At 66.5% G+C, this 25,023-nt stretch carries 23 protein-coding genes; 10 read left to right on the top strand and 13 right to left on the bottom strand.

Annotation, left to right across the window (positions count from 1 at the left end; translation table 11 throughout):
* The first annotated feature begins 67 nt into the window (after positions 1–67).
* Positions 68–1,645 (top strand): gamma-glutamyltransferase family protein, encoded by a 1,578-nt coding sequence (locus tag P1U75_RS10315; protein ID WP_300242829.1) that lies wholly within the window; start codon positions 68–70, stop codon positions 1,643–1,645.
* Positions 1,646–2,598: 953 nt separating this feature from the next.
* Here the strand turns inward: P1U75_RS10315 and hspQ are convergent.
* Complete coding sequence (gene hspQ, locus P1U75_RS10310) at positions 2,599–2,925, bottom strand: heat shock protein HspQ (RefSeq protein WP_300242827.1); 327 nt, start codon at positions 2,923–2,925, stop codon at positions 2,599–2,601.
* Positions 2,926–3,123: 198 nt separating this feature from the next.
* Between hspQ and P1U75_RS10305 the strand changes: the two genes are divergently transcribed.
* Positions 3,124–3,702 carry a transglycosylase SLT domain-containing protein gene (locus tag P1U75_RS10305; protein ID WP_300242825.1) on the top strand — a complete coding sequence of 193 codons (579 nt, stop codon included), beginning with the start codon at positions 3,124–3,126 and terminating at the stop codon, positions 3,700–3,702.
* Between the two features lie 30 nt (positions 3,703–3,732).
* On the opposite strand, the gene P1U75_RS10300 is transcribed toward P1U75_RS10305, so the two are convergent.
* The 4 genes from P1U75_RS10300 to P1U75_RS10285 all read right to left on the bottom strand — a co-directional run bounded on the left by P1U75_RS10300 (position 3,733) and on the right by P1U75_RS10285 (position 10,021).
* Positions 3,733–4,329 (bottom strand): outer membrane lipoprotein carrier protein LolA, encoded by a 597-nt coding sequence (locus P1U75_RS10300; RefSeq protein ID WP_300242822.1) that lies wholly within the window; start codon positions 4,327–4,329, stop codon positions 3,733–3,735.
* Between the two features lie 41 nt (positions 4,330–4,370).
* The gene (locus P1U75_RS10295; RefSeq protein ID WP_300242820.1) at positions 4,371–7,325 is read right to left on the bottom strand and encodes a DNA translocase FtsK; all 2,955 of its coding nucleotides are present in this window, start codon (positions 7,323–7,325) and stop codon (positions 4,371–4,373) included.
* A 62-nt stretch (positions 7,326–7,387) separates the two neighbouring features.
* Entirely contained in the window at positions 7,388–8,569 is a 1,182-nt protein-coding gene (locus tag P1U75_RS10290; protein WP_300242874.1) for an aminotransferase class I/II-fold pyridoxal phosphate-dependent enzyme, read from the bottom strand.
* A gap of 123 nt (positions 8,570–8,692) precedes the next feature.
* Positions 8,693–10,021, bottom strand: coding sequence for an amidase family protein (locus tag P1U75_RS10285; protein ID WP_300242818.1), 1,329 nt, complete (start codon positions 10,019–10,021; stop codon positions 8,693–8,695).
* Positions 10,022–10,105: 84 nt separating this feature from the next.
* On the opposite strand from P1U75_RS10285, the gene P1U75_RS10280 reads away from it, so the two are divergent.
* Positions 10,106–11,329: an FAD-dependent monooxygenase gene (locus P1U75_RS10280; RefSeq protein ID WP_300242815.1), complete on the top strand. Its 1,224-nt coding sequence runs from the start codon at positions 10,106–10,108 to the stop codon at positions 11,327–11,329.
* Positions 11,330–11,448: 119 nt separating this feature from the next.
* Here P1U75_RS10280 and P1U75_RS10275 read toward each other — a convergent pair whose 3' ends face one another.
* The 5 genes from P1U75_RS10275 to P1U75_RS10255 form a co-directional block, all read right to left on the bottom strand.
* Entirely contained in the window at positions 11,449–11,655 is a 207-nt protein-coding gene (locus tag P1U75_RS10275) for a Trm112 family protein (RefSeq protein WP_300242813.1), read from the bottom strand.
* Positions 11,652–12,293: an LON peptidase substrate-binding domain-containing protein gene (locus P1U75_RS10270; protein ID WP_300242811.1), complete on the bottom strand. Its 642-nt coding sequence runs from the start codon at positions 12,291–12,293 to the stop codon at positions 11,652–11,654. Before P1U75_RS10270 ends, P1U75_RS10275 begins: the two co-directional genes overlap by 4 nt.
* 27 nt (positions 12,294–12,320) lie before the next feature.
* Positions 12,321–13,238, bottom strand: coding sequence for a thioredoxin (gene trxA / locus P1U75_RS10265; RefSeq protein ID WP_300242872.1), 918 nt, complete (start codon positions 13,236–13,238; stop codon positions 12,321–12,323).
* A 99-nt stretch (positions 13,239–13,337) separates the two neighbouring features.
* The gene (locus P1U75_RS10260; RefSeq protein ID WP_300242809.1) at positions 13,338–14,126 is read right to left on the bottom strand and encodes an exodeoxyribonuclease III; all 789 of its coding nucleotides are present in this window, start codon (positions 14,124–14,126) and stop codon (positions 13,338–13,340) included.
* A gap of 220 nt (positions 14,127–14,346) precedes the next feature.
* Positions 14,347–15,033, bottom strand: a complete 687-nt coding sequence (locus P1U75_RS10255; RefSeq protein WP_300242807.1) for a response regulator transcription factor — start codon at positions 15,031–15,033, stop codon at positions 14,347–14,349.
* A 158-nt stretch (positions 15,034–15,191) separates the two neighbouring features.
* On the opposite strand from P1U75_RS10255, the gene ribA reads away from it, so the two are divergent.
* Positions 15,192–16,283: a GTP cyclohydrolase II gene (gene ribA / locus P1U75_RS10250; RefSeq protein ID WP_300242805.1), complete on the top strand. Its 1,092-nt coding sequence runs from the start codon at positions 15,192–15,194 to the stop codon at positions 16,281–16,283.
* The gene (locus P1U75_RS10245; protein ID WP_300242803.1) at positions 16,280–16,780 is read left to right on the top strand and encodes a L,D-transpeptidase family protein; all 501 of its coding nucleotides are present in this window, start codon (positions 16,280–16,282) and stop codon (positions 16,778–16,780) included. Before ribA ends, P1U75_RS10245 begins: the two co-directional genes overlap by 4 nt.
* A gap of 68 nt (positions 16,781–16,848) precedes the next feature.
* Here the strand turns inward: P1U75_RS10245 and P1U75_RS10240 are convergent, their stop codons facing one another.
* Positions 16,849–17,511: a YggS family pyridoxal phosphate-dependent enzyme gene (locus tag P1U75_RS10240; protein ID WP_300242801.1), complete on the bottom strand. Its 663-nt coding sequence runs from the start codon at positions 17,509–17,511 to the stop codon at positions 16,849–16,851.
* A gap of 107 nt (positions 17,512–17,618) precedes the next feature.
* Entirely contained in the window at positions 17,619–18,704 is a 1,086-nt protein-coding gene (locus P1U75_RS10235) for a porin (protein ID WP_300242799.1), read from the bottom strand.
* A gap of 305 nt (positions 18,705–19,009) precedes the next feature.
* On the opposite strand from P1U75_RS10235, the gene P1U75_RS10230 reads away from it, so the two are divergent.
* From P1U75_RS10230 to P1U75_RS10210, 5 genes are all read left to right on the top strand, one after another.
* Positions 19,010–19,522 (top strand): DUF3576 domain-containing protein, encoded by a 513-nt coding sequence (locus P1U75_RS10230; protein WP_300242796.1) that lies wholly within the window; start codon positions 19,010–19,012, stop codon positions 19,520–19,522.
* Positions 19,523–19,609: 87 nt separating this feature from the next.
* Entirely contained in the window at positions 19,610–22,168 is a 2,559-nt protein-coding gene (leuS, locus tag P1U75_RS10225) for a leucine--tRNA ligase (RefSeq protein ID WP_300242794.1), read from the top strand.
* Positions 22,155–22,640: an LPS assembly lipoprotein LptE gene (gene lptE / locus P1U75_RS10220; protein WP_300242791.1), complete on the top strand. Its 486-nt coding sequence runs from the start codon at positions 22,155–22,157 to the stop codon at positions 22,638–22,640. Before leuS ends, lptE begins: the two co-directional genes overlap by 14 nt.
* Positions 22,637–23,662: a DNA polymerase III subunit delta gene (gene holA / locus P1U75_RS10215; RefSeq protein WP_300242790.1), complete on the top strand. Its 1,026-nt coding sequence runs from the start codon at positions 22,637–22,639 to the stop codon at positions 23,660–23,662. Before lptE ends, holA begins: the two co-directional genes overlap by 4 nt.
* Before the next feature lie 98 nt (positions 23,663–23,760).
* A complete protein-coding gene (locus P1U75_RS10210; protein WP_300242788.1) occupies positions 23,761–24,348 on the top strand; it encodes a glutathione S-transferase family protein in 588 nt (195 codons plus the stop codon).
* 6 nt (positions 24,349–24,354) lie between these two features.
* On the opposite strand, the gene P1U75_RS10205 is transcribed toward P1U75_RS10210, so the two are convergent.
* Positions 24,355–25,023 (bottom strand): TIGR03862 family flavoprotein (locus P1U75_RS10205; protein WP_300242786.1); only part of this gene is annotated, 669 nt, incomplete at its 5' end.

Genomic DNA, 25,023 nt, shown 5'->3' with positions numbered 1-25,023 from the left:
TACATCGGTTGGCATTCGCCCCGCCGCGCCCTAATGTCCCCTGGCGGACAGGACAAGGGGGGTTTCCATGCGCGATTTTCACAGGCCCGGACGGTCGGAGGTGCTGGCCACGAACGGGGTTTGCGCAACCTCGCACCCGCTGGCGGCACAGGCCGCGGTTGAGATCCTGAAGCAGGGCGGCAACGCCATGGACGCGGCGATCGCAGGCGCGGTGCTGCTGGGGATCTGCGAGCCGCAGATGACCGGGATCGGCGGCGATTGCTTCGTGCTCTACAGCGATCCGAAAACCGGCGCGGTCAAGGCGCTGAACGGGTCCGGCAGATCGCCCGCGGCGGCCAGCGCAGAGGCGCTGCGCGCCGCCGGTGAAACCGTGGTGCCGGTCCACAGCGCCCACGCGGTGACCGTTCCGGGGGCCATCGATGCCTTTTGCCACCTCTCGGGCACCGTCGGCAAGCTGGGGCTGGACAGCCTTCTTGCCCCCGCGATCCGCTATGCAGACGAAGGCGTTCCGGTGGCCCCGCGGGTGGCCTTCGATTGGGCCAGTGCCGCGGAGACGCTGCAGGGCGCGGCGCGCGACACCTACCTGATCGGCGGCCGCGTGCCCAGGGTGGGCGAGGTTTTCCGCGCCCCGGGCCAGGCCGAGGTGCTGCGCCGGATCGCGCGCGACGGGCGCGATGCCTTCTACACCGGCGAGGTGGCCGAGGATATCTGCGCCACGCTCAATGCGCTGGGCGGGGTGCATACGCCCGAGGATTTCGCCGCCACCCGCTGTGCCGAGACCGACCCGGTGTCGGGCACCTACAAGGGGGCGGAGCTGCTGGAGCATCCGCCCAACGGCCAGGGTGCGACCGCGATCCTGATGCTGAATATCCTGTCACATTTCGACATCGCCGGGATGGACCCGCTCGGCGCCCGACGCGCCCACCTGGAGGCCGAGGCCGCCAAGCTGGCCTATGACGCGCGCAACCGTTTCATCGCCGATGCCGACCACACCACCCGGCTGGACCATATGCTGGCACCGGCAACCGCCGCCAGGCTGGCGGCGCTGATCGACATGGACAGGGCGATGGCCGATCCCGCACCGCTGAGCGAGGCGGTGCACAAGGACACGATCTATATCACCGTGGTGGACCGGGATCGCATGGCTGTCTCGTTGATCTATTCGATCTTCCACGGCTTCGGATCGGGCATCGCCAGCGAGAAATTCGGCATCCTGCTGCAAAACCGCGGCGCCGGGTTTTCCTTGCAGCAGGGGCACCCGAACGAGCTGGCGGGCAACAAGCGGCCGATGCACACGATCATCCCGGCGATGCTGCGCGACGGCGACGGTGGGCTGATGCCCTTCGGCGTGATGGGCGGTGCCTATCAGCCCAACGGGCATGCCCGGTTCGTCAGCAACCTGCACGATTTCGGGATGGGCCTGCAGGCAGCCGTGGACGCGCCACGCGCCTTTTCCGATGCCGGCACGATGAAGCTCGAGCGCGGCTATTCGAACGCCGTGCGGCAGCAGCTGGCCGATCTCGGGCACAAGGTGGCGATCCCGGACACGCCCCTCGGCGGCGCCCAGGCGATCCGCATCCGCCCCGACGGTGTGCTGGAGGGGGCAAGCGATCCGCGCAAGGATGGCTGCGCACTGGGGTATTGAGCACCTCAGCTATCTCTCTGGATCAATGTCTTTAGCGCCTGCTACGCGTTGGCTCTTTAACCCTTCTAGTTGACCTTTCCCGCCAGGGGAGAGGTCCTTTATGGGGTTACCCGGATATTCCAAGGCACAAGGATTAACGTCAGACCAATCACTGTCGCTCTCGCATAGGAACCACTCACAACTATAAGTAGCCAATCAATATGCTTGGCATCTTGTCGTGCTACCATAAGTGCGGCAGGTCACGCGATCATCCGCAGAATTTCGAACTCCACCGGCCAGTGCGACACCAACGTTGTAGCTTGCATTGTAGGCTGCTTGACGGTTTGTAGCTTGTTGCTGTGGGCTGACTCCTCCGATCACAACGTCGCCACGCTCACCGTTAGAAAGCCGGTAGATTATGGTGTCCTGCCCCTTGGAAAAATCGGATGCAAAGGTCCCTGACCCATTTACGCCGCCTTCACAAGTTAACCTGATCGGCGAGATGACAGAATTCGTCGGGCGCTTAGACTGACCAACACATGCCCCAGCAGATGCTGAAGCGACTGAGATATCGAAAACAGCCTGCCCGTTCTGGACACCGAGTGCAGTATACTGTCCTGCGACAGGCAAACCTGACGTTGTTTGCCCAGTGCCACCATAGGACCCCGTACATCCGCTCAACAGGGCAGCTACAATTAGGTACCGTTTCATCTAAAACACCTAGGACAGCCTCCGCCGCCACTTAGAGTGCACCATCTTGGCAACTGAATCAACCCAAGGAGGCAAGAGCCCCCCCAATGAGCCGTCGGTATCTATTCCTTACCCGACGCCCCTCGGCGGCGCCCAGGCGATCCGCATCCGCCCCGACGGTGTGCTGGAGGGGGCAAGCGATCCGCGCAAGGATGGCTGCGCACTGGGGTACTGAGCACGGATGGCCGGGCGGCAACGCCCGGCCCGCGGTTTATCCTGTTCGCTCAGTTGAACTGGAAATGCAGCGGATAGGCGCCGTCCTGGAACGGTCCGAACATCTCGGGGATGTCGGGGTGATCCACCGGCTCGCCTGAATAATCGGCAACCAGGTTCTGTTCCGAGACATAGGCGACGTAGTAGCTGCTGTCGTTTTCGGCCAGCAGGTGATAGAACGGCTGGTCCTTCACCGGACGGCTCTCCTCCGGGATCGCCTCGTACCACTCGTCGGTATTGGAGAACTCGGGGTCCACGTCGAACACCACCCCACGAAACGGATGCTTCCTGTGACGGACCACCTGGCCGAGATAATATTTTGCACGTGTCTTCAGCATCAGACCTTGCCCCTACCGCCCGTTCTTAACCGTAAATGCACCATGTTGTCCAACCCCGGGCCGGGATTTTCGCAGAAACAGTCTGTGGACCCGGCCTTGACAGTGCCCCTTGCGGACCAAGCACCCAAAGCAGCTGTGAATTGGATTTCATCCCGGCAGATGTTAGGCTAAAATCCTATAAAAAAAGGCATGAGGCAGATGAGCAGACCTCTGAGCGCACTGATAATCGTCCTTCTTCTGGCGTCCTGCGGCGGCGGGTACAAGGCACCGCCGCGGAACCTCGACAACGCCTGCAGCATTCTGGCGCAGCGGCCGAAGTACAAGCGCGCCTTTCGCGCGACCCAGCGCAAGTGGGGGGTTCCTGTCCATGTCCAGATGGCCGTGATTTATCAGGAAAGCAAATTCCGCTCCGATGCGCGCACGCCGCACCGCTACGCGCTGGGGGTGATTCCCATGGGTCGGGTCAGCAGCGCCTATGGCTACAGCCAGGCGCTCGACGGCACCTGGGACGAGTACAAGGATGCGGTCGGCCGGCGGCGCGCGAAACGCGACGACATGCGCGACGCGGCCGATTTCATGGGCTGGTACATGACCCGCAGCTACGAACGCAACGGCATCGCGCTGACCGATGCGCGCAACCAGTACCTAGCCTACCACGAGGGGCATACCGGGTATTCCCGCGGATCGCACAGAAGCAAGAGCTGGCTGCTGCGCGTCGCGTCGCAAGTCGAGCAGCGCGCGAACACCTACAGCGCCCAGCTGCGCGGCTGCGACTGACCGGATCGCGCCGGCGGGACGGAGCGGCGCTCAGCGGTCGGGTACGCCCCCGGCGGTATAGGGCTGAAACAGGCTGGCGCTGAGGTCGACGCCGGTCTCCAGCGCGCCCAGGATCACCGTTGTCCGGCCGCCGCCGCCATCGTGGATTACCCATTTGCGCAGCTCCACCGGGTCGCCGGTGAACATCAGGTCGATGCGCCCGTAGTCGGGGTTCTCGGGGTCCTGCGCCGTCACCACGGTGGCGGTGCCGTCGAACCCGTGCCCCACCACCATGTTGGCACGATCCAGGTCCACACGCTCGGCCAGGATGATCGACAGCGGCGTGCGCTTGAGCGGGTAGCTTTCCGGCGGCTGGTTGGATTTCTCATCATGGATCACCACGGTTCCGGCCCCGACCACGACCGCCGCGCCGTCGGGCGGGTCGTAGTCGAACCGCGCGCGCCCGGGCCGGTGCAGGTAAAGCATGCCGGTCGACAGGCTGCCATCGTCGTTGATCTGGGTGAACGGGCTCTGCGCGGTGGTGAGTCCGTTCAGATAGGTCGAGATTGCCGACAGCGGCAGCTTGTCTGCCGCCCAGGCAGCGGGTGCGGCGAGAGAGAGCGCACAGGCAAAAAGGATCTGTTTCATGACATCAACATAGGTGCGCGGCGACCGAAAAAAAGCCGCCGCTACTCCTGCTCCGGCACCAGGATCTCGCGCTTGCCGACGTGGTTGGCCGGGCTCACCAGCCCCTCGTCCTCCATCTGCTCGACCAGGCGCGCGGCCTTGTTGTAGCCGATCGCCAGCTTGCGTTGGATGTAGGAGGTCGAGCATTTGCGGTCGTTGATCACGATCTGGACGGCGGAATCGTAAAGCGCATCCTCGCCATCGGTGTTGCCCCCGGTGGACAGGCCCAGAACCGCGTCGATGTTCTCGGCCTTGTCGTCGTCGGGACCATCCAGAACCTTGCCGACGTATTCGGGTGGGCCGAACTGCTTGAGATGGGTCACCACCTCCTCGACCTCCTCGTCGGAAACGAATGGCCCGTGGCAGCGGATGATCCGCGCGCCTCCGGCCATGTAGAGCATGTCGCCCATGCCCAGAAGCTGTTCGGCCCCCTGCTCGCCCAGAATGGTCCGCGAGTCGATCTTCGAGGTCACCTGGAAAGAGATCCGGGTCGGAAAGTTGGCCTTGATGGTGCCGGTGATGACATCGACCGAGGGGCGCTGGGTCGCCATGATCAGATGAATGCCCGAGGCCCGCGCCATCTGCGCCAGACGCTGGATGCAGGCCTCGATCTCTTTGCCCGCCACCATCATCAGGTCGGCCATCTCGTCGACGATCACCACGATATAGGGCAGCGCCTCGGGGGCGAATTCCTCGGTCTCGAACACCGGCTCGCCGGTGTTGTCGTCGAACCCGGTCTGAACCGTGCGCGAGAACATCTCGCCCCTGGAGAGCGCGTCGCGCACCCGTCCGTTGAACCCCTCGATATTTCGCACGCCCATCTTGGACATCTTGCGATAGCGTTCCTCCATCTCGCCCACCACCCATTTCAGGGCGACAACCGCCTTTTTCGGGTCGGTCACAACCGGGCTGAGCAGATGCGGAATGCCGTCATAGACCGACAGTTCCAGCATCTTGGGGTCGATCATGATCAACCGGCATTCCTCGGGCGTCAGCTTGTAAAGCAGGCTGAGGATCATGGTATTGATCGCCACCGATTTGCCCGAGCCGGTGGTCCCCGCGATCAGCAGGTGGGGCATCTTGGCAAGGTTGGCGACAACGGATTCGCCGCCGATATCCTTGCCCAGTGCCAGCGGCAGGCTCATCTTGCTGTCGCCGAAATCGCGGGAGGAAAGGATTTCCCGCAGCACCACCTTCTCGCGGTTGTCATTGGGCAGCTCGATCCCGATCACGCTGCGCCCCGGCACGGTGGAGACCCGCGCCGACAGGGCCGACATCGACCGCGCGATATCGTCGGCAAGCCCGATGACGCGGCTGGCCTTGAGGCCCGGTGCAGGCTCCAGTTCGTACATCGTCACCACCGGACCGGGGCGAACGCTGACGATCTCGCCCTTGACGCCGTAATCGTCCAGCACGTTTTCCAGCATCCGGGCGTTCTCTTCCAATGCCTCGTCGCTGAGGTAATGGCGCTGGATCTTCGCCGGGTTGGTCAGAAGGCCCAGCGGCGGAAGCTCGAAGTCCACCGTGTTCTCGTCGAAGGCCAGCGCCGGCTGCACCTCTGCCTGCGCCCGGCGCGAGGGGGCCAGTGCCTTTCTGGGCGCATTCTGCACGACCTTGCGCTGCTCGGTCAAAGGCACCTGCGGCGCCGGTTGCGGCGCCCGCAACGGCAATGCCGCATCCCCGGCGGGGGCGGCGGGGGCGGCCCCAAGGGCGGCCAGTGTCGGCGCGGGCGCTTTGGGCGTCGCCTGCTGCGGGACCGGCTGTGCGGGCGCGGCGGCAAGCGGGGCAACCGGAGCGGCCAGGGGCGGCTCCGGCGGCAACCCGGCCCGGGCGACCATCGTCACCGGCGGCTCCGGCGGCAGGGGCACCCCACCTTCGGCGTTCAGCAAAAGCGGATCGGGTCCCCGTCCACGCCCCTTGGTCAGCGGGCGCGCCTCCTCAATCACGGGGGCGTCAGGTTGGGGCCGTGCCCGGGCACGGATCGCGTCGGCGATCTTGGCCCGGATGCGGTCATCGCCCGGCATCGCGCGGTCGCCCGCCACCGGATCCGGCTCCACCAGTTCCGGCTCGGGCAGCGGTTCGGGGCGGCGGATCAGCCCGGGCATCCGCGACAGGAAACCGCCGCGCTCCTCGGTCTGCGGTTCGGCAAACATGGGTTCGGACATCGGTGCGGGCATCGCTGCGGGTGCCGCATGCCTCGACGCCATCGGCCCCGCCTCGCGGGCCGCCTGCATCTGCCGTTCGGCTGCGCGCCGTTCGGCCCGTTGCGCCTGCCGCGCCCGCGCCGCATGTGCCGCAGTGACCGCGCCGCGCCCCAGCAGGCCGGCAACGGTGCCATAGACCATCACCATCCCGATCATCGCAAAGCGCAGGACCCGGGTGATTTCGGGCCGGGTGAAGCCCAGAACATAGGCCCCCAGCGCCAGCATCGCCACCGCCGAGACCAGCGACACCAGCTTGACCGCGAAATGCGATCCCAGCGGCAGCAGCGTCAGAAGCGCGCCCATCACCGTATCGCCGAACAGCCCGCCAAGGCCGAAACTGTGGGTCGCGCGCCAGTCCGCACCGGGCACCAGCGTGGCGGCATAGGCCGCGCCCAGCGCCACCGCGATCGGGGAGAAGATCAGCCGCGCCATCGCCCGCTCCTCGCCGCGATGCAGGGCATAACGCAGCCCCCAGGCCAGCAGAACCAGTGCGATGCCCCAGCTTCCCTCGCCCACGATCATGAACAGCGGCGCGGCGACCGAGGCCCCGAGCCGCCCCATCCAGTTCTGCACCGGCGCGTCGGTCGAGACCATCCAGTTGGGGTCGTCCGGCGTGTAGGACACGATCATTGCCGCCGCCGCCAGCCCGAGACAGATCAGCACGATCCCGATCAGTTCCTTGCCGCGTTTCTCGATCTGTTCCTGCATGGTGCTGTCCAGCAGGGGATCGCGGCTGCGCGTTTGGTATGCCATGCTTATCCCCGGTCCCGCTCGTTCTTGTTCATAACGCCCGTACTTACGTGTAAAGCCCGTTCTTACTCATAAAGGCAGTCGCGGAGCGTGATCAGCCCGCGCTGCAACTCATCCTTCGGGGCCACCATGGCAACCCTGACATATCCCTTGCCGGGGTTCTGCCCCCCGACCTCGCGCGCCAGATAGGCACCGGGCAGCACCCGCACCCCGGTCTGCGTCCATGCCTTCAGCGCCGCCGCCTCGCCGTCTTCGACCGGCAGCCAGAGAAAGAACCCCGCCTCGGGCCCGGCATATCCCGGCACCTCGTCAAAGACCGCATCGGCCACGCGGTATTTCTCCTGGTAGAGCGCGCGGTTCTCCTCCACATGCGCCTCGTCCGCCCAGACCCTTTCCGCCGCCGCCTGCAGGGGCCCGGGCAACGGCGCCCCGGAATAGGCGCGCAGGGTCTTGATCCGCTTGAGGCTCTCCGCGCCACCGGCGACAAAGCCCGACCGCAAACCGGGCAGGTTCGAGCGTTTCGACAGTGAATTGAACAGCACGACCCGCTCAGGATCCGCCCCCACCTCGGCAGCAACGCTCAGCGCCCCCACCGGCGGCGCATCGCGGTAGATCTCGGAATAGCATTCGTCGGCGAAGATGCGGAAATCGTGTTTTTCCGCCAGGGCGATCAGATCGGCCCAATAGGTGCGATCCGCCACCGCGCCCTGAGGATTGGCCGGCGAACAGACATAGGCGATGGCGGTGCGGTCCAGCAGGTCCGCCGGCAGCGCCGCGTAATCCGGCAGATGCCCGGTTTCCTGCGTCGCGGGCAGGAACACCGGCTCGGCCGCCACCGATATCGCCGCGATCATGTAGACCTGGTAAAACGGGTTCGGGATCAGAACCACCGGCCGGTTGCCGTTCTTCTGCTCCGGACACAGCGCCATCGCGGCGTTGTAAAGCCCCTCGCGCGTGCCGTTCAGCGCCATCACCTGGGTCTCGGGATCGACCGTCACCCCGTATCGGCGACCCATCCAGCCCGAAATCGCGCCCCGCAGCGCCGGGCTGCCATCGTTCGGCGGGTAGCTGTTGAACTCCGCCGCATGGTCCGTGACGATCTCGGTCACCCAGGCGGGAAAAGGGTGCTTGGGCTCTCCGATGGTCATATGCACCACATCGCCGCCGGGCGCATGGGCGTCCAGCAGCGCCCGCAGGCGCGGAAACGCATAGGGCGGCAGGTTCGAAAACCGCTCGGGAAAGTCCATCATCAGTGCCTCAAGGTCGGGATCGTGAGCGTCCCTTTTCCCCAAAGGTTACAGGGATGTGGCCCTTGCGTCCAGTCTAAGCCGGTGTGCGGGCGGGGAAATGTGGCAATCAGGCCCGCGCATTCAGGCCAGCGCGGTCTCAGCCGCCGCGCCCAGCCGCAACAGCGCCTCCTCGGTGCCGGGCCGGGCCATGATCTGCACCCCGCAGCCCGGCGTGCCCGTTGGCAGGCTCAGCGCACAAAGCCCCATCAGGTTGCCCACCCGCGTGTTGCGCAGCGTCAGCAGATTCTCGGTCACGTAATACTCCGAGTCGTTCATAAGCCGGCCCACCTCGGGCGCAAGGATCGGGGATGTCGGGCAAAGCACCGCATCGAATCCCGCCGTGGCCCGGGCCCAGGCCGCGCGCGCCGCCTCGAGCCTGCGCCAGGCGGCGACGTAATCGGGGGCCGAGAAATTCGCCCCGGCGCGGAACCTGTCGCGGATCTCGCCGAACATCGCCTCCGGGTCGGCCTCGATCGCCTCGCGCCACAGCCCATAGGCCTCGCCGGTATAAAGCACCGGCGACAGCGCATGCGCCTCGACCAGTTCGGGCACCTCCAGCGGCACGATCTCGGCACCCGCATCACGGAACCGCGCCACGGCCCCGTCAAAGGCGCGGGCGGGCGCCTCGCGCAGATTGTCCATCGCCAGCGTTTGCAACACCGCCAACCGCCGCCCGCGCAGCGAGGCGCCTGCCAGGTCGGGCGCGCGCCCGCCCTCCAGCGCCGCCAGCAGCAGCGCCGCATCCTCGACCGAGCGCGCCAGCGGCCCCACCGTGTCAAACTTCAGGCACAGCGGCACCACCCCCTCCAGGCTGATCCGCCCGGAGGTGGTCTTGAGCCCGACAAGGTCGTTCCAGGCCGAGGGGATGCGCACCGAGCCGCCGGTGTCCGATCCGATCCCCGCCGCCGCCAGGCCGAACGCCACCGAGGCCGCCGCCCCGGAGGACGAGCCCCCCGGCGCCGCGCCATCGTCGTGCACGTTGGGCGGGGTCGCGGTGATCGGGTTCAGCCCCAGTCCGGAGAACGCCAGCTCGCTCATGTGGGTCTTGCCCAGGCACACCAGCCCCATTGCGGTGGCATTGCGCAGCACCGCCGCATCGGTCCCCGGCACCCGCCCCCTGAGCAGCGCCGATCCCGCCTCGGTCACGGTGCCGGCGCTGTCGAACAGGTCCTTCCAGCTGATCGGCACCCCGTCGAGCGGCGACAACCGCCGCCCGGCCCGCGCCCGCGCCTGCGCCGCACCGGCCTCGGACAGCGCCCGGTCGGGCGTGATGCGGGCATAGATGCGGTCGCGCTGCGGATGGGCGTCGATCGCGTCCAGATAGGTCCGCGTCAGCGCCACCGGGTCGATCTCGCCCCGCGCGATGCCGCGCCCCAGGTCGCCCGCCGTCATGCTCAGCCAGTCCTGCATGTCATCCCCCTTTTGCCGGTATTCGCGACGGTAGCGACAGCGCCGCGCATGGACAATCCCGAACCACCGGCCATATTGCAGGTCATGACGAACGACTCCGATATCCTGATCGTCGGCGGCGGGCTGAACGGCCCCGCGCTGGCCCTCGCGCTGGCCCGGGCCGGCCAAAGCGTGACCCTGATCGACGCGCTGCCCGGCGCCGCGCGCAAGGACGCGGGCTTCGACGGCCGCGCCTATGCGCTGGCGCTGGCCTCGCAACGGCTGCTGGTCGCCACCGGCGTCTGGTCCCGGATCGCCGACGCGGCGCAGCCGATGCTCGACATCAAGGTCACCGACGGCCACGCCGGCGCCGGTCCCTCGCCGTTCTTCCTGCATTTCGACCATGACGAGATCGAAGAGGGCCCGATGGGCTACATGGTCGAGGATCGCCACCTGCGCCGCGCCTTTCTGGAGGCGATGGATGCCGAACCGGGGATCACCCAGGTCGACGGCACCGTGGTGGCGCAGGACATCGGACCGCAAGGCGTCACGGTCACCCTGGACGACACCCGCAGCCTGACCGCAAGCGTTCTGGTGGGCTGCGACGGGCGCGCCAGCGGCACCGCCCGGCGTGCCGGCATTTCCCGCACCGGCTGGAGCTACGGGCAAACCGGGCTGGTCTGCGCCATCGCGCATGAGAAACCGCACCACGGTGTCGCGCATCAGTTCTTCATGCCACCCGGTCCGCTGGCGATCCTGCCGCTGACCGGCAACCGCAGCTCGATCGTCTGGAGCGAACGGACCGAAACCGCCGAGGCGATCAACGCGCTGGGCGATGACGACTATCTCGCCGTGCTACGCCCCCGCTTTGGCGATTTCCTGGGCGCGATCGAGCTGGCCGGCGCGCGCTGGTCCTACCCTCTGGGGCTGACCGTCGCCAACAGCTTCATCGCCGACCGGCTGGCGCTGGTGGGCGATGCCGCCCACGGTATGCACCCGATTGCCGGCCAGGGGCTGAACGCCGGGCTGCGCGATGTCGGCGCCCTGGCCGAGGTCCTGGTTCAGGCCGCCCGGCGCGGCGAGGATATCGGCGCCGCCCCGGTGCTGGAGCGCTACCAGCAATGGCGCCGGTTCGACACCGCAACGCTGGCGCTGGCCACCGATGCCTTCAACAAGCTCTTCTCGAACGATAACCCGCTGCTGCGGCTGGGCCGTGATCTGGGCATGGGGCTGGTCAACGCCGCCCCGGCCCTGCGGCGCGGTTTCCTGCGCGAGGCCGCCGGGCTGACCGGCGATCTGCCGCGCCTGTTGAAGGGACAGCCGATCTGACGACGCGCGCCACCCGGTCTTCCGGAAACCGCCGGCATCGTCTTTTTCTGGCCGAAAATACTCCCGCCGGAGGCAGCGCCCCATAGGGGTGCTCCCCCACCGGAAGCGGGCGCACGCCCTCAGTCGAGCTTGCGCGCCTCGTCCACCAGCATCACCGGAATCCCGTTGCGGATCGGAAAGGCGAGCCCGGCCCCCTTGGAGATCAGCTCCTGCTGCTCGGCGCGGTATTCCAGCGTCGCCTGCGTCAGCGGGCAGACCAGCGCCTCGAGCATGCGGCGATCAAAGGCGGGGTGGCCCGGCTCTGGGGCAATCTGCGGGTCGGTCATTGCAGGGTTTCCTCGTTCGATCCGCCACGCATGGTGTATTCGATCAGCGTGACAAGGGTTTCGCGCCGTGTCTCCAGCGATGGCGCCTCCAGCAGGGCCTGCTTGTCCTCGGGGTTGAAGTCAAGCAGCATCGAGAGCGAGTTGATCAGCAACTCCTCCTCGGCCTGTTTCAGCGTCTCCCAGTCGGTCTGAAGCTCGCGCGCCGACAGGAACCGCCCCAAGAGATCCAGGAACCGCGCCCGGTCGAATCCCGGGTCGCTCTCCTCCTGACCCAGGTCGCGGTCGAATCCGTCCCAGGATACCGCGCAGCGACGATAGGGGGCAAAGCCTTCGACCTCGTTCAGGATGCGATAGCGGCTGATCCCCGTCAGGGTGATCAGGTAACGGCCGTCCTCGGTCTCCGAAAACTGGGTGACCCGCCCGGCGCAACCGATGCTGTGCAGCGCGTCGGGCTTGCCGGGCGCCCCGCAGGTCTGCACCATCCCGATCAGCCGCTGCGGCGTCTTCAGGGCATCCTCCAGCATCTGCAGGTAACGCGGTTCGAAGATATGCAGCGGCAACCGCGACCGGGGAAGCAGCAGCGCCCCGGGCAACGGGAAAACGGGGATCGTGTCCGGCAGGTCGGCGGCTTGCATCATGGCTATGAGTTTAGCCCCGAAGCCGGATTAGGCAAATATCATCGAACTCAGCTTGCGCCGCCCGTTCAGCACGACCGGATCGTTAGGCTTGAGCGCCTCGAAGATGGTGAAAAGCTGCGCCTTGGCCGCGCCGTCGTTCCACTCCCGGTCGCGGCGGAACAGTTCGAGCAGCTGGGCCACAGCCTCCTCGACATCGCCCTTGGCATGCAGCGCCTTGGCCAGGTCGAACCGGGCCTCGTTGTTGCTCGGGTCGGCCTCGACCGCCGCCAGAAGCTCGGCCACGGGGCCGGCATCGGCCGCCTGCCGCGCCAGTTCCAGCTGGGCATGCGCCGCCTCCAGTTCCGGGGCGTGGGAAATCTCGGCCGGGGCGCCGTTCAGCACCGCCTCGGCCTGGTCCAGGTCTCCGGTCGCAATATGGGCGCGCACCAGCCCGCCGTAGGCACCGGCATGGTTGGGGTCCTCACCAAGGATCGCGGCAAAGGTCTGCGCCGCATCCGCCGCCGCCCCCTGGTCCAGCATCTCCTCTGCTGCCGCCACCGCCTCGTCGAGCCCGGCCCCCGGCGCCTCGCCGCCGGCAGCCTGGATCACCCGGTCGATGAACGCCTTGATCTCCGAGCCGGGCAGCGCGCCCTGAAACCCGTCGACCGGCTGACCGTTGTGAAAGGCATAGACCGTCGGGATCGACTGGATCTGCAACTGGCCGGCGATCATCTGGGCCTCGTCCACGTTGACCTTGACCATCTTCACCGCGCCGCCGGCGGCTTTCACCGCCTCTTCCAGCAAGGGGCCCAGCGTCTTGCACGGGCCGCACCAGGGCGCCCAGAAATCGACGATGATCGGCACCTCTTTCGAGGCTTCGATCACATCGGCCATGAAAGTGGCCTCGCTTGAGTCCTTGATCAGATCGGCGGCAGGTGCCGCCCCGTTACCCGAAAGAATATCCATCATTTCAGCTCTCCGCTGCTTTGTGCTTGCGCCCTATATGAAAGCTATCGGCGCGGAAACCAAGGGGGCGATCTGTCCCGACGTCACCGGGCCGGGCGATCACAGGTCGAAACCGGCGAAAACCGGGGCATGGTCGCTGGGCTGTTCCCATCCGCGCGCCGCCCGCAGCACCCGGCTGCCATGCGCGGCCCCGGCGATGTCCGGCGTCGCCCAGATGTGGTCGAGCCGCCGCCCCTTGTCGGCTTCGTCCCAGTCGCGGGCGCGGTAGGACCACCAGGAGTACAGTTTGCCCTCCGGAATGTCCGTTCTGGTGACATCCACCCAGCGCCCGGCCGCCTGCGTCTCGGCCAGCTGCTCCACCTCGACCGGCGTGTGGCTGACCACCTTCAGCAGCTTCTTGTGATCCCAGACGTCATCCTCGCGCGGGGCGATGTTCAGATCGCCCACCAGGATCGACTTGCCGAATTGCTCGTCGCGGAACCAGTCGCGCATTTCGGTCAGGTAATCGAGCTTCTGGCCGAACTTCTCGTTCACCGCGCGGTCCGGCTTGTCGCCGCCCGCAGGCACGTAGAAATTGTGGATCACCACCCCGTTGTCCAGCCGCGCAGCGACGTGGCGGGCATGGCCCAGCCCGGCGAAATCCATGTCGCCCATGTCCTCGATGGGCAGTTTCGACAGGATCGCCACGCCGTTGTAACCCTTTTGCCCGCGCGCGACCATGTGGGTATAGCCCAGCGCGCGGAACCGCTCGACCGGGATCTTCTCGACCGGGCTCTTGCATTCCTGCAGGCAAAGCACATCGGGCGCCTCCTGCTCCAGCAGCTTGCAGACCAGCCCCTCGCGCAGGCGGACCGAGTTGATGTTCCAGGTGGCGAGGGTGAAGGGCATGAGCGTCTCTCCTGTGCGCGTTGGCGGCACGTTATGTCCCCGGCGCCGGTGTCACAACCGGTGTTTGCCCGGGACGCCACCGCAGACAAAAAAAGACCGGGCACGAGGCCCGGTCCAGTCCAACAGGGAGGTGCATGTCATGACCCGGACATGCGCGGGATAGGTCCAGTTAAAAGATACCTGCGGGGTGCGTCTTTGATTTGGGTCAAGTTTCCCGCCGTCACGCCACCAGCCGATAGCCGCCGGCCTCGGTCACCAGCAGCCGGGCGTTGGAGGGGTCCGGCTCGATCTTCTGGCGCAGGCGATAGATATGGGTTTCCAGCGTATGCGTCGTCACCCCGGCGTTATAGCCCCAGACCTCGTGCAGCAGGATGTCGCGCGGCACCACGCCCTCGGTCGAGCGGTAGAGGAACTTCAGGATGTTGGTTTCCTTCTCGGTCAGCCGGATCTTGCGGTCGTCCTCGGTGATCAGCATCTTCATCGCCGGCTTGAAGGTATAGGGGCCAAGCTGGAACACCGCGTCCTCGCTCTGTTCGTGCTGGCGCAACTGGGCGCGGATGCGGGCCAGCAGCACCGGAAACTTGAATGGCTTGGAGACATAGTCATTGGCGCCCGCATCGAGGCCCAGGATGGTGTCGGCATCGCTGTCGTGCCCGGTGAGCATCAGGATCGGCGCCTTGACCCCCTGCTTGCGCATCCGCCGGCACAGCTCGCGCCCATCGGTATCGGGCAGGCCCACGTCGAGGATGATCAGGTCGTAGAACGCCTCTCTTGCGCGCTCCATCGCCGTCTGGCCGTCATCGGCGTCGAAGACGTCGAACTCCTCGGTCATGACAAGCTGCTCGCTCAGCGCGTCGCGCAGATCCTCGTCATCGTCCACCAGCAAGATTTTCTTCAGTTGGGCCATCGGGTGTCTCCTGTGCGGTGCTTTCCAGATGCGGGCACGACGCGCGCAAGACAAGCTTTGCTGCAATCCGCTCACGCCGTCGTGTCCCTTTTTCGGCTATTGTTTCATATTCCGACAAAACCCCCTAGATATCGGCTGACGTTGACCGGGATCCGACGATGAGCCTTTTGCCAGACATCAACGAACTTCTTGCCCGCGCCCGCGCCGATCTGCGCATGGGCGTGCCCGTGGTCCTCCAGGGCGAGGATGGCGCGGCCCTCGCCGTGGCGGCAGAGACGCTTACCGACGAACGGCTCGGCGATCTGCGCGCGCTGGACGCGACGCCGGTCATCGCCCTCACCGCCCGGCGCGCCGACACGCTCAAGGCGCGCGCCTATGACGGCGATCTGGCGCGGGTCGAGATCCCCGCCGACGCCGACCTGGACTGGATCCGTGCGCTGGCCGATCCTGCCGACGACCTGATCGCGCCGATGAAGGGGCCGCTCTCCAGCCAGCGCGGCGGAACCGCTGCGTTGCACCGTCTGGCGATCGCGCTGGTGAAATCCGCGCGGCTGCTGCCGGCGGTGGTGGTGGTGCCGGTGGCCGACGGTGCCGGGGTCACCGCGCAATACGGGCTGACCCGGATCGTGCAGCGGCTTGCCGTGCCGCACCTGGACGAGCGCAGCCCGCTCAACGAGGTGGTGCACGCCCGTCTCCCGGTCGAGGCCTCGGAGGCTGGACGGCTGCATATCTATCGCCCCGAGGATGGCGCCGAGGAACATTACGCCATCGAGATCGGCCGCCCCGACCGCGCCAAGCCGGTGTTGGCGCGGCTGCATTCGGCCTGTTTCACCGGCGATGTGCTGGGCAGCCTGAAATGCGATTGCGGCCCGCAACTGCGCGGGGCGCTGGCCCAGATGGGGGCCGAGGGCGCCGGCGTGCTGCTTTATCTCAACCAGGAGGGGCGCGGCATCGGCCTGGCCAACAAGATGCGGGCCTATTCGCTGCAGGACCAGGGGTTCGATACCGTCGAGGCCAATCACCGGCTGGGGTTCGAGGATGACGAGCGCGACTTTCGCCTTGGCGCCGACATCCTGCGCGAGCTGGGATTCTCCTCGGTGCGGCTGCTGACCAACAACCCGAAGAAGATCGCGATGATGGAAAAGACCGGCATCGCCGTGGCCGAGCGGGTGCCGCTCAAGGTCGGCGAGACCGCGCACAACCGCGCCTACCTGGCGACCAAGGCGAAGAAGTCCGGGCACCTGCTGTGAGCCCGCGTGATCTTGTCCTCACGCCGATGGGGCTGCGGGTCGCCGGGCGCCGGCTGCCCTGCTCGATCGGGCGCGGCGGCATCACGGCCGACAAGCGCGAGGGCGACGGCGCCACCCCTGCGGGCCTGCACCGGATCACCGGGATGCTCTACCGGCCCGACCGGATGGCGCGCCCGACCCGCTGGGCACTTCCGATCGGGCCGCGCGACCTGTGGTCGGACGCCAGCGGCGAGACCTCGTACAATCAATGGGTGAGGGCACCCTACCGGCACAGCCACGAACGGCTGCGGCGGGCCGATCCGCTTTACGACCTGGTGCTGCTCACCGACTGGAACTGGCCCCGGGCACAGCCGGGGCGCGGCTCGGCGATTTTCCTGCACCAATGGCGCCGGCCCGGGTTCCCGACCGAGGGCTGCATCGGCTTTTCCCGCGCCGATCTGCTCTGGCTTGCTGCCCGGGTCCTGCCCGGAACAAGGCTGGTCGTTCCCATCCGCTGAGTTGAACCGGAAAATTCGAATTTTCCGGGCAAATCTCTTCGAAGAGATTTTCCTGCCGCGGTCTCAGGTCACGACGGAACCGCAGCGCTGCGTTCCCCGAAAATCGCCGAACCGACGCGCACATGGGTGGCCCCCAGCGCTATGGCACTCTCGAAATCGCCGCTCATGCCCATCGACAGCCCGTCGAGCCCGTTGCGCGCGGCAAGCTTGGCCAGCAGCGCGAAATGCAGGCTGGGCTCCTCCTCGACCGGGGGGATGCACATCAGCCCGCGCAGCGGCAGGTCGAGCGCGCGGCACTCCGCGACCAGCGCATCGGTGTCATCGGGCAGAACCCCGGCCTTTTGCGGCTCCTCGCCGGTATTCACCTGGATGAACAGCCCGGGGCAGCGCCCCTCCTCCTGTGCCAGCCGGGCCAGCGCCCTGGCCAGCTTGGGCCGGTCGACCGTATGGATCGCGTCGAACAGGCCGATCGCCTGGCGCGCCTTGTTGCTTTGCAACGGGCCGATCAGATGCAGTTCGACCCCGTCGAAGCGGTCCTTGAAATCCGGCCATTTCCCGGCCGCCTCCTGAACCCGGTTCTCGCCAAAGATCCGCTGACCCTGTTCCAGCACCGCCTCGACCCGCTCCAGCGGCTGCACCTTGGAGACCGCGATCAGTTTGACCGCCCCGGGCGCGCGCCCGGCGGTGCGCTCGGCCTCGGCGATACGGGTTTTGATCTCTTCCAGCGACATGACGGCCCCCTTGCGTGGTGATGCCGGCAGGAAAACACCAGATCGCGGCAAAAGAAAAGGGCAGGTCCGAGGACCTGCCCAAATCACGTCAGACGTGTCGACAGCTATCAGAAGCTGAAGAACACACCAGCCTGAACGGTGGTGTTGCCGTTCGAGGCCTCACGGTAGCCAGCTTCGAAGGAAGCGCCACCACCGAGGTCGTAGGAGTAGTGGATACCGTAGGAGGTACCTTCTTCCTGGTTCGAACCGGCAACCGCATCGCGGTTGTCGCCACGACCAGCAACAACGTCAGCAGCCGACACGGCTTCTTCGTCGGTGACCCAGACCAGGAGGTTCGACGCAGCGCCGATATCCATGTTGCCGTACAGGCCCCACTTGTTGATGCCGTCGTTGTCGGCATAGGCCATGCGAACGCCGTACTGACCCAGGTCGCCCTGCAGGGTGACGAGAACCTTGTCTTCGAACAGAGCGGTCGAATCCTGGAAGCCCAGAGCCCCGGTCCAGTTACCGAAGGTGTAGGAAACGTTGGCTCCAACGCGCGAGTGCTGGGTTTCACCAGCAACCAAGCCGTAGTAGCCGCCGGGGGCCACGTTACGCTGGGAATACGAAATGTGGCCGTTGAAGGCACCCGACGAATAGAGAACCTCGACACCGTTCGCACCGGCACCACCCGAAGAGTAGGCATCCCAGTCGAAGTATTCGTTGTTCACGTTGGTGACCAGCGAGACGAAGTTGGAACCATCAACACCGGTACCAGCCGACTTGGTCTCGAGGTACAGGCCGGTGGTGTTTTCGATGGCGCCGAGGATGTTGCCAACCATCAGGGTGAAGCCGCCGTAGCTTGCGAAGAAACGCGCGCCGTTAAACGCGGCGCCGCCAGCAACGTTGTTGCCGCTGTTGGCTTGCGCACGGAAACGACCACCCAGGGCGACGCCACCGTCGGTTTCGGTCGACATGTCGAACTGCAGACGCAGACGGCTGGTGATGGTGGTCGAGCTGACGCCGTTCACGGCGGTGTCGTTACCACGGCTCGGGCCGCGGCCACCCGGATAGTCACCCAGACCGGCCAAGCCAGCATCGGCGCCGTCATTGTAGTCGACACCAAACCGGCCGTAGCCGCTGATTCTCACTTCGGCTGCAGCCATGCCCGCGGTCGCGATCAGTGCAGTCGTTGCGAAAAGAACTTTTTTCATAGTCTTTCCCTCGGTTTTCGATTCATACGCCCAAACCGGGGAATCCGGTGTGGGTATGGCAAGGGGTTTCGCTCTTTCGGGGCCATTTTGGCAAGGCCCGCCGCCGGGCATGGATCAAAGTCGTCCCGGATGGTGCAGCTTTGCCACAGTCCTGTTGCAGCCCCTGGAATCGCCCTGCCGGGGCATCTCGCCGGTTTCTTCCCGCCTGACGCGGACCCCGGCGACCGGGTCTTCACACGAAAGCCTTGCCCAGCATGGCCCTCTTGGGTAGGACAGGCCAGAATGGAAAAGCCGGGGCTGCCCTAATGACCTTCCTGAAAAACCCGACCAAGGTCGTCTTGATTGTCGCCATCTGCCTTACCGCTGCATCCTGCAGCCGCTTGCGCGGTCTGGGCGGCGTGCGTGTCGGTGAAAAGACGACGATCGACGACCAGATCGCCCTCAACCGGGAATCGTCCGAAGACTACAATAAAAAATCCTCGATCTGGGATCTGTTCGGCCCCGGCAAGGGCGAAACAAAGGTCCAGGTGAACCGTTACCTGTGGACCGCGTCGCTGGATGTGCTCAGCTTTCTGCCGGTGCAGTCGGTCGATCCCTTCACCGGGGTGATCGTCACCGGCTATGGCACCCCGCCGGGCGGCGGGCGGTCCTATCGCGCCACCGTGCATATCAGCGATCCTTCGCTGGACGCCCGGTCGCTCAAGGTCGCCCTGCAAACCAGCGGCGGCCGCTCGGTCAGCCCCGGCACCGCCCGCGCGGTCGAGGACGCCATCCTGACCCGGGCCCGTCAGTTGCGCGTGCGCGACAAGAGGCTGTAGCCGCAAACCGGGCTGGAATGCCGGCCGGAACCGAAGTAACACCACGCCGGGTCTTGACCCGGCGTTTTCATTCAAAGGACCGCAGCGATGTCGCGTTATTCTGCCGCCGAAATCGAAACCAAATGGCAGCAGGCCTGGGACAAGGCCGGGATCTTCACCGCCCGCCGCAGCGCCGACAAGCCGAAATACTACGTGCTCGAGATGTTCCCCTACCCCTCGGGGCGCATCCACATGGGGCATGTGCGCAACTATACCATGGGCGACGTGATCGCGCGCTACAAGCTGGCCACCGGGCACAACGTGCTGCACCCGATGGGCTGGGACGCCTTCGGCATGCCCGCCGAAAACGCCGCGATGGCGAGCGGAGGCCACCCCAAGGACTGGACCTATAACAACATCGCCGACATGCGCGGCCAGATGAAACCGCTGGGCCTGTCGATCGACTGGTCCCGCGAATTCGCCACCTGCGATCCGGAATACTACGGCCAGCAGCAGGCGCTGTTCCTCGACATGCTCGACAAGGGCCTGGTCTATCGCAAGAACGCGGTGGTGAACTGGGACCCGGTCGACATGACCGTGCTGGCCAACGAACAGGTGATCGACGGCAAGGGCTGGCGCTCGGGCGCCGAGGTCGAGCGGCGCGAACTGACCCAGTGGTTCTTCAAGATCTCCGACATGGCCGAGGACCTGCTCGAGGCGCTGGACGGGCTGGAGAACTGGCCCGCCAAGGTGCGGCTGATGCAGGAAAACTGGATCGGCAAGTCGCGCGGGCTGCAGATGCGCTTCGGCCTGACCGAATCGACGCACGGCCATGACGGGATCGAGATCTATACCACCCGGCCCGACACGCTGGCCGGGGCCAGCTTCATGGCGCTCAGCACCGACCACCCGCTGTCCAGGGCGCTCGAGGCCGACAACCCAGATCTGGCCGCATTCAACGCCGACTGCCGCAAGCTGGGCACATCGGAGGCCGAGCTGGAAAAGGCCGAGAAGCGCGGCTTTGACACCGGGCTGACCGTTCGCCACCCGCTTGACCCCGACCGGACCCTGCCGGTCTGGGTCGCCAACTTCGTGCTGATGGATTACGGTACCGGCGCGATCTTCGGCTGCCCGGCGCATGACCAGCGCGACCTCGATTTCGCCCGCAAGTACGACCTGTCGGTGATCGACACCTTCACCGCGCTGGACGACGACAGCCGCGTCGAGAACACCGCCTTTGTCCCGCCGAAAACCGAGAAGGTGCGCTGGATCGACCAGCCCGCCGGGATCGAGGTCGCCACCGGGCAAGAGGCGATCGACACCACCATCGACTGGGCCGAGAAACAGGGTCTGGGCCAGGGCAAGGTGCAGTTCCGCCTGCGCGACTGGGGTCTGTCGCGGCAGCGCTACTGGGGCTGCCCGATCCCTGTCGTACATTGCGACAGCTGCGGCGTTGTGCCGGAAAAGAAAGAGAATCTTCCGATCAAGCTGCCCTATGACGAAGACGGCAAAGCGATCGATTTCTCGATTCCCGGCAACCCGCTCGACCGCCACCCAAGCTGGCGCGATTGCAGCTGCCCGAAATGTGGCAAGCCCGCCCGGCGCGAGACCGACACGATGGACACTTTCGTCGATTCGTCGTGGTACTATGCCCGCTTCACCGCGCCGCATGCCGACACCCCGACGGTGCTGGAAGAGGCCGACTACTGGATGAACGTCGACCAGTATATCGGCGGCATCGAACACGCGATCCTGCACCTGCTCTATTCGCGGTTCTTCGCCCGCGCGATGCAGATCACCGGCCACCTGCCGAAAAAGGCAATCGAACCCTTCGACGCGCTCTTTACCCAGGGCATGGTGACGCATGAGATCTACCAGACCCGCGACGAAAAGGGGCGGCCGGTCTATCACCTGCCCGAGGACGTCGAGGACGGGAAACTGAAAGCCACCGGTGAGCCGGTCGAGATCATCCCTTCGGCCAAGATGTCGAAATCCAAGAAGAACGTGGTCGACCCGGTCAGCATCATCGGCCAGTTCGGCGCCGATACCGCGCGCTGGTTCGTCCTCTCCGACAGCCCGCCGGAGCGCGATGTGGAATGGACCGCCGCCGGGGCCGAGGCCGCGTTCAAGCATCTGTCGCGCGTCTGGCGTCTGGCCTCCGAGATCGACGCCGACGCCCCCGCCACCGGCGAGGACGCCGCACTGCTGCGCGAGATGCACAAATGCATCCATGACGTCACCGGCGGGGTCGAAAGCTTTGGCTTCAACGCCGCGATCGCCAAGCTCTATGCTTTTACCAACACGCTGGCGAAATCCAGGGCGGGCGGCGCGGCCAAGCGGCAGGCGGCGCTGACCCTGGCGCAACTCATGGCACCGATGACCCCGCACCTCTCCGAACAGATCTGGGAGATGCTGGGCGGCGAGGGCATGGTCGCCAACGCCCCCTGGCCACAGGCGGATGCGGCGATGCTGGTCGACGACACCGTGACCCTGCCGATCCAGGTCAACGGCAAACGGCGCGCGGAAATCAGCGTGCCCAAGGACATGGACAAGGCAGAGGTTGAAAAAGCCGCGCTGGCGGTGAAGGCTGTGCAAAAGGCGCTGGACGGGGCGGCGCCGAAAAAGGTGATCGTCGTCCCCGGACGGATCGTGAATGTCGTCGTTTGACCGCAGAAGCCTGCTGATCCTGCCGCTGGCGCTGGCCGCCTGCGGCTTTGCCCCTGTCTATGGCCCCGGCGGCGCGGGAGCCGCCCTGCGCGGGCGGGTCCGGGTGCAGGAACCGGATGCGCCGGACGAATATGTGCTCGTGCGGACGCTGGAAGACAGGCTGGGCCGCGCCGCAACACCGGCCTATGCGCTAAGCTACACGCTCGAAACCGAGACCGAAGGCCAGGCGGTGACGGCCACCGGCGAGACCACCCGCTACAGCCTGGTCGGGCAACTCGACTACGTGCTGACCGAACTTGACAGCGGCGCGGTCGCAGCCTCCGGGCGGGTCGGCAATTTCACCGGCTATTCCGCCACCGGCTCCACCGTCGAGACCCTGTCCGGCGAGCGCGACGCGAGCGAGCGGTTGATGATCGTCCTCGCCGATCAACTGGTAACCCGGCTTTACGCCACGGCGGACCTGCCGGAATGAAACTCTCGGCACGCGAGGCGGACCGTTACTTTACCCGTCCCGACCCGGACAAGACCGGCCTCTTGATCTACGGCGCCGACGCGATGCGGGTCGCGATCAAGCGGCAACAGGTGCTCAAGGCGCTGCTGGGCGACGGCGCAGAGGAAGAGATGCGCCTCACCCGCCTTTCGGGGGGCGAGTTGCGCAAGGATGCCGCGCAACTGCTCGACGCGGTCAAGGCGGTCGGGTTCTTTCCCGGCCCCCGCGCGGTCTTCGTCGAAGAGGCCGGCGACGGCACCGCCCCCGCGATTCAGGCCGCGCTGACGGACTGGGCCCCGGGCGATGCGCAGATCGTGGTGACCGCCGGCGCGCTCAAGGCAAGCTCGAAACTGCGCAAGGCGTTCGAAGGGCACAGGGCCGCCTTTGCCGTCGGTCTTTACGACGATCCCCCCTCGCGCGACGAGATCGAGCGCACCCTCGCCGACAAGGGCATTCGCGACGTGCCGCGCGACTCGATGGCGGCGCTGACCGATCTGGCCAACGATCTGGGGCCGGGGGATTTTACCCAGACCATCGAGAAACTCTCCCTGTACAAATTCGGCGACGAACTCCCCGTTTCGCAGGAGGATATCGAGGCCTGCGCGCCGCGTTCGACCGAGGCGGCGCTGGACGATATGCTCAACGTCGTGGCCGAGGGCCGCAGCGGAGAGATCGGCCCGCTTCTGAACCGGCTGCAGGCGCAGGGCACCAACGCGGTCTCGCTCTGCATCGGGGCCACCCGCCATTTCCGCACGCTCTACGCCGCCGCCTCCGATCCGGGCGGTGCCGCCTCCGGGGTCGGCAGACTGCGCCCGCCGGTCTATGGCAAGCGGCGTGACCAGATCGTTCGGCAGGCGCAGGACTGGGGCGCTGCCAAGCTCGAATCCGCGCTGACCCTGCTGACCGACACCGATCTGCAACTGCGTTCGGCGCGCCAGACCGCACCCGCCATGGCGGTGATGGAGCGCGCGCTGATCCGGCTGGCAATGCTGAGGCAGCGTTGACACCAGGCGCCCCGGCCGTCGGACCTCCGTCCATCCCCCTTGCGGCCGCGCCCTCGTGCGGTAAAGACTGCGCGCGAAGCGGGAACAGGGAGATCCCAATGTACAAGGTCTATGGAAGTGTCGTGAGCCGTGCCTTTCGCGTGCTCTGGGCATTGGAGGAAATGGGCGTCGCCTATGAACACCACGATGCCAAACCGCAAAGCGAGGCGGCGCGCGCGCTGAATCCCTCGGGCAAGGTGCCAATCCTGCTGGACGGCGACGCGGTGCTGACCGATTCGACTGCGATCCTGACCTATCTGGCGGACAAGCACGGTCAACTGACCTATCCCGCCGGGACCGTGGACCGGGCGCATCAGGACGCGCTGACCCACACCATCCTCGATGAATTCGACGCCGTGCTCTGGACCGCCGCGCGGCACAGCTTCATCCTGCCCGAGGACCGTCGCGTGCCGCAGGTCTCCGACAGCCTGAAGTGGGAGTTTGCCCGCAACCTCGATCGCCTGGCGGACCGTTTCGTCGGTCCGTTCCTGCAAGGCGACCAGATGACCATCGCCGATATTATCTGCGTACACTGCCTGAACTGGGCCTTCGGCGCAAAGTTCCCGGTCGAGAACGAAAGGCTGATCGCCTATTCCAAACAGATGCGGGCGCGCGACGCGTTCAAGCGGGTGCGCGCGCTGGGGTGATCCCGGCTACCCCGCATTCAGACGGGCCGCCGCGGCGCGGCCCGCCCAGCGCCCGGTGGCAAGGCAGGCAGTCAGCAGGTAGCCCCCAGTGGGGGCCTCCCAGTCCAGCATCTCGCCGGCGCAATAGGTGCCGGGCAGCGCCCGCAGCATGAGCGAATCGTCCAGTGCCGCGCGGGCGACGCCGCCGGCGGTGGAAATCGCCTCGTCGATCGGGCGCAGGCCCGCGTGGCGGATCGGCAGCGCCTTGATCAGCCGGGCCAGATCCGATGGATCGGCGGGCAACGGCCGGCCGAACTCCTGCAACAGCGCCACCCGCGCGGGATCAAACCTCAGCGCCTTGCGCAGGTGGTTTGCAAGGCTCGCCTTGCCACGCGGGCGGGACAGGCGCGCGATGACCGCCTCGCGCGCCAGATCGGGCAGCAGATCGACAATAAGCGGCGCCCCCTCGCGCAGCGCCGGGGTCAGCGGGTAGATGCCGCCGCCCTCCAGCCCGCGCGCCGAGATCACCGCCTCGCCACGCGACAGGATTCGCCCGGCGCTGAACCGCACCCCCTTGAGCGGCACCCCGAACCGGGCGCGCATCGGCTCGGACCAGTCCACGCAGAGCCCGGCGTTGGCGGGGGCAAAGGGGGTCAGCGCCACCCCGCGCCCGGCCAGCAGCGGCGCCCAGGCCCC

It is taken from the genome of Antarcticimicrobium sp. (assembly GCF_029212575.1).
GTDB lineage: Bacteria > Pseudomonadota > Alphaproteobacteria > Rhodobacterales > Rhodobacteraceae > Antarcticimicrobium.
Note: the sequence above shows the minus strand (reverse complement) of the source record. Positions and strands in the feature narration are given on the sequence as shown.

Bases quoted from the DNA above. Each gene is read 5' to 3' on its own strand.
- P1U75_RS10315 (WP_300242829.1), top strand. From the start codon at position 68: ATGCGCGATTTTCACAGGCCCGGACGGTCGGAGGTGCTGGCCACGAAC.
- hspQ (WP_300242827.1), bottom strand. From the start codon at position 2,925: ATGCTGAAGACACGTGCAAAATATTATCTCGGCCAGGTGGTCCGTCAC.
- P1U75_RS10305 (WP_300242825.1), top strand. From the start codon at position 3,124: ATGAGCAGACCTCTGAGCGCACTGATAATCGTCCTTCTTCTGGCGTCC.
- P1U75_RS10300 (WP_300242822.1), bottom strand. From the start codon at position 4,329: ATGAAACAGATCCTTTTTGCCTGTGCGCTCTCTCTCGCCGCACCCGCT.
- P1U75_RS10295 (WP_300242820.1), bottom strand. From the start codon at position 7,325: ATGGCATACCAAACGCGCAGCCGCGATCCCCTGCTGGACAGCACCATG.
- P1U75_RS10290 (WP_300242874.1), bottom strand. From the start codon at position 8,569: ATGGACTTTCCCGAGCGGTTTTCGAACCTGCCGCCCTATGCGTTTCCG.
- P1U75_RS10285 (WP_300242818.1), bottom strand. From the start codon at position 10,021: ATGCAGGACTGGCTGAGCATGACGGCGGGCGACCTGGGGCGCGGCATC.
- P1U75_RS10280 (WP_300242815.1), top strand. From the start codon at position 10,106: ATGACGAACGACTCCGATATCCTGATCGTCGGCGGCGGGCTGAACGGC.
- P1U75_RS10275 (WP_300242813.1), bottom strand. From the start codon at position 11,655: ATGACCGACCCGCAGATTGCCCCAGAGCCGGGCCACCCCGCCTTTGAT.
- P1U75_RS10270 (WP_300242811.1), bottom strand. From the start codon at position 12,293: ATGATGCAAGCCGCCGACCTGCCGGACACGATCCCCGTTTTCCCGTTG.
- trxA (WP_300242872.1), bottom strand. From the start codon at position 13,238: ATGGATATTCTTTCGGGTAACGGGGCGGCACCTGCCGCCGATCTGATC.
- P1U75_RS10260 (WP_300242809.1), bottom strand. From the start codon at position 14,126: ATGCCCTTCACCCTCGCCACCTGGAACATCAACTCGGTCCGCCTGCGC.
- P1U75_RS10255 (WP_300242807.1), bottom strand. From the start codon at position 15,033: ATGGCCCAACTGAAGAAAATCTTGCTGGTGGACGATGACGAGGATCTG.
- ribA (WP_300242805.1), top strand. From the start codon at position 15,192: ATGAGCCTTTTGCCAGACATCAACGAACTTCTTGCCCGCGCCCGCGCC.
- P1U75_RS10240 (WP_300242801.1), bottom strand. From the start codon at position 17,511: ATGTCGCTGGAAGAGATCAAAACCCGTATCGCCGAGGCCGAGCGCACC.
- P1U75_RS10235 (WP_300242799.1), bottom strand. From the start codon at position 18,704: ATGAAAAAAGTTCTTTTCGCAACGACTGCACTGATCGCGACCGCGGGC.
- P1U75_RS10230 (WP_300242796.1), top strand. From the start codon at position 19,010: ATGACCTTCCTGAAAAACCCGACCAAGGTCGTCTTGATTGTCGCCATC.
- leuS (WP_300242794.1), top strand. From the start codon at position 19,610: ATGTCGCGTTATTCTGCCGCCGAAATCGAAACCAAATGGCAGCAGGCC.
- lptE (WP_300242791.1), top strand. From the start codon at position 22,155: ATGTCGTCGTTTGACCGCAGAAGCCTGCTGATCCTGCCGCTGGCGCTG.
- holA (WP_300242790.1), top strand. From the start codon at position 22,637: ATGAAACTCTCGGCACGCGAGGCGGACCGTTACTTTACCCGTCCCGAC.
- P1U75_RS10210 (WP_300242788.1), top strand. From the start codon at position 23,761: ATGTACAAGGTCTATGGAAGTGTCGTGAGCCGTGCCTTTCGCGTGCTC.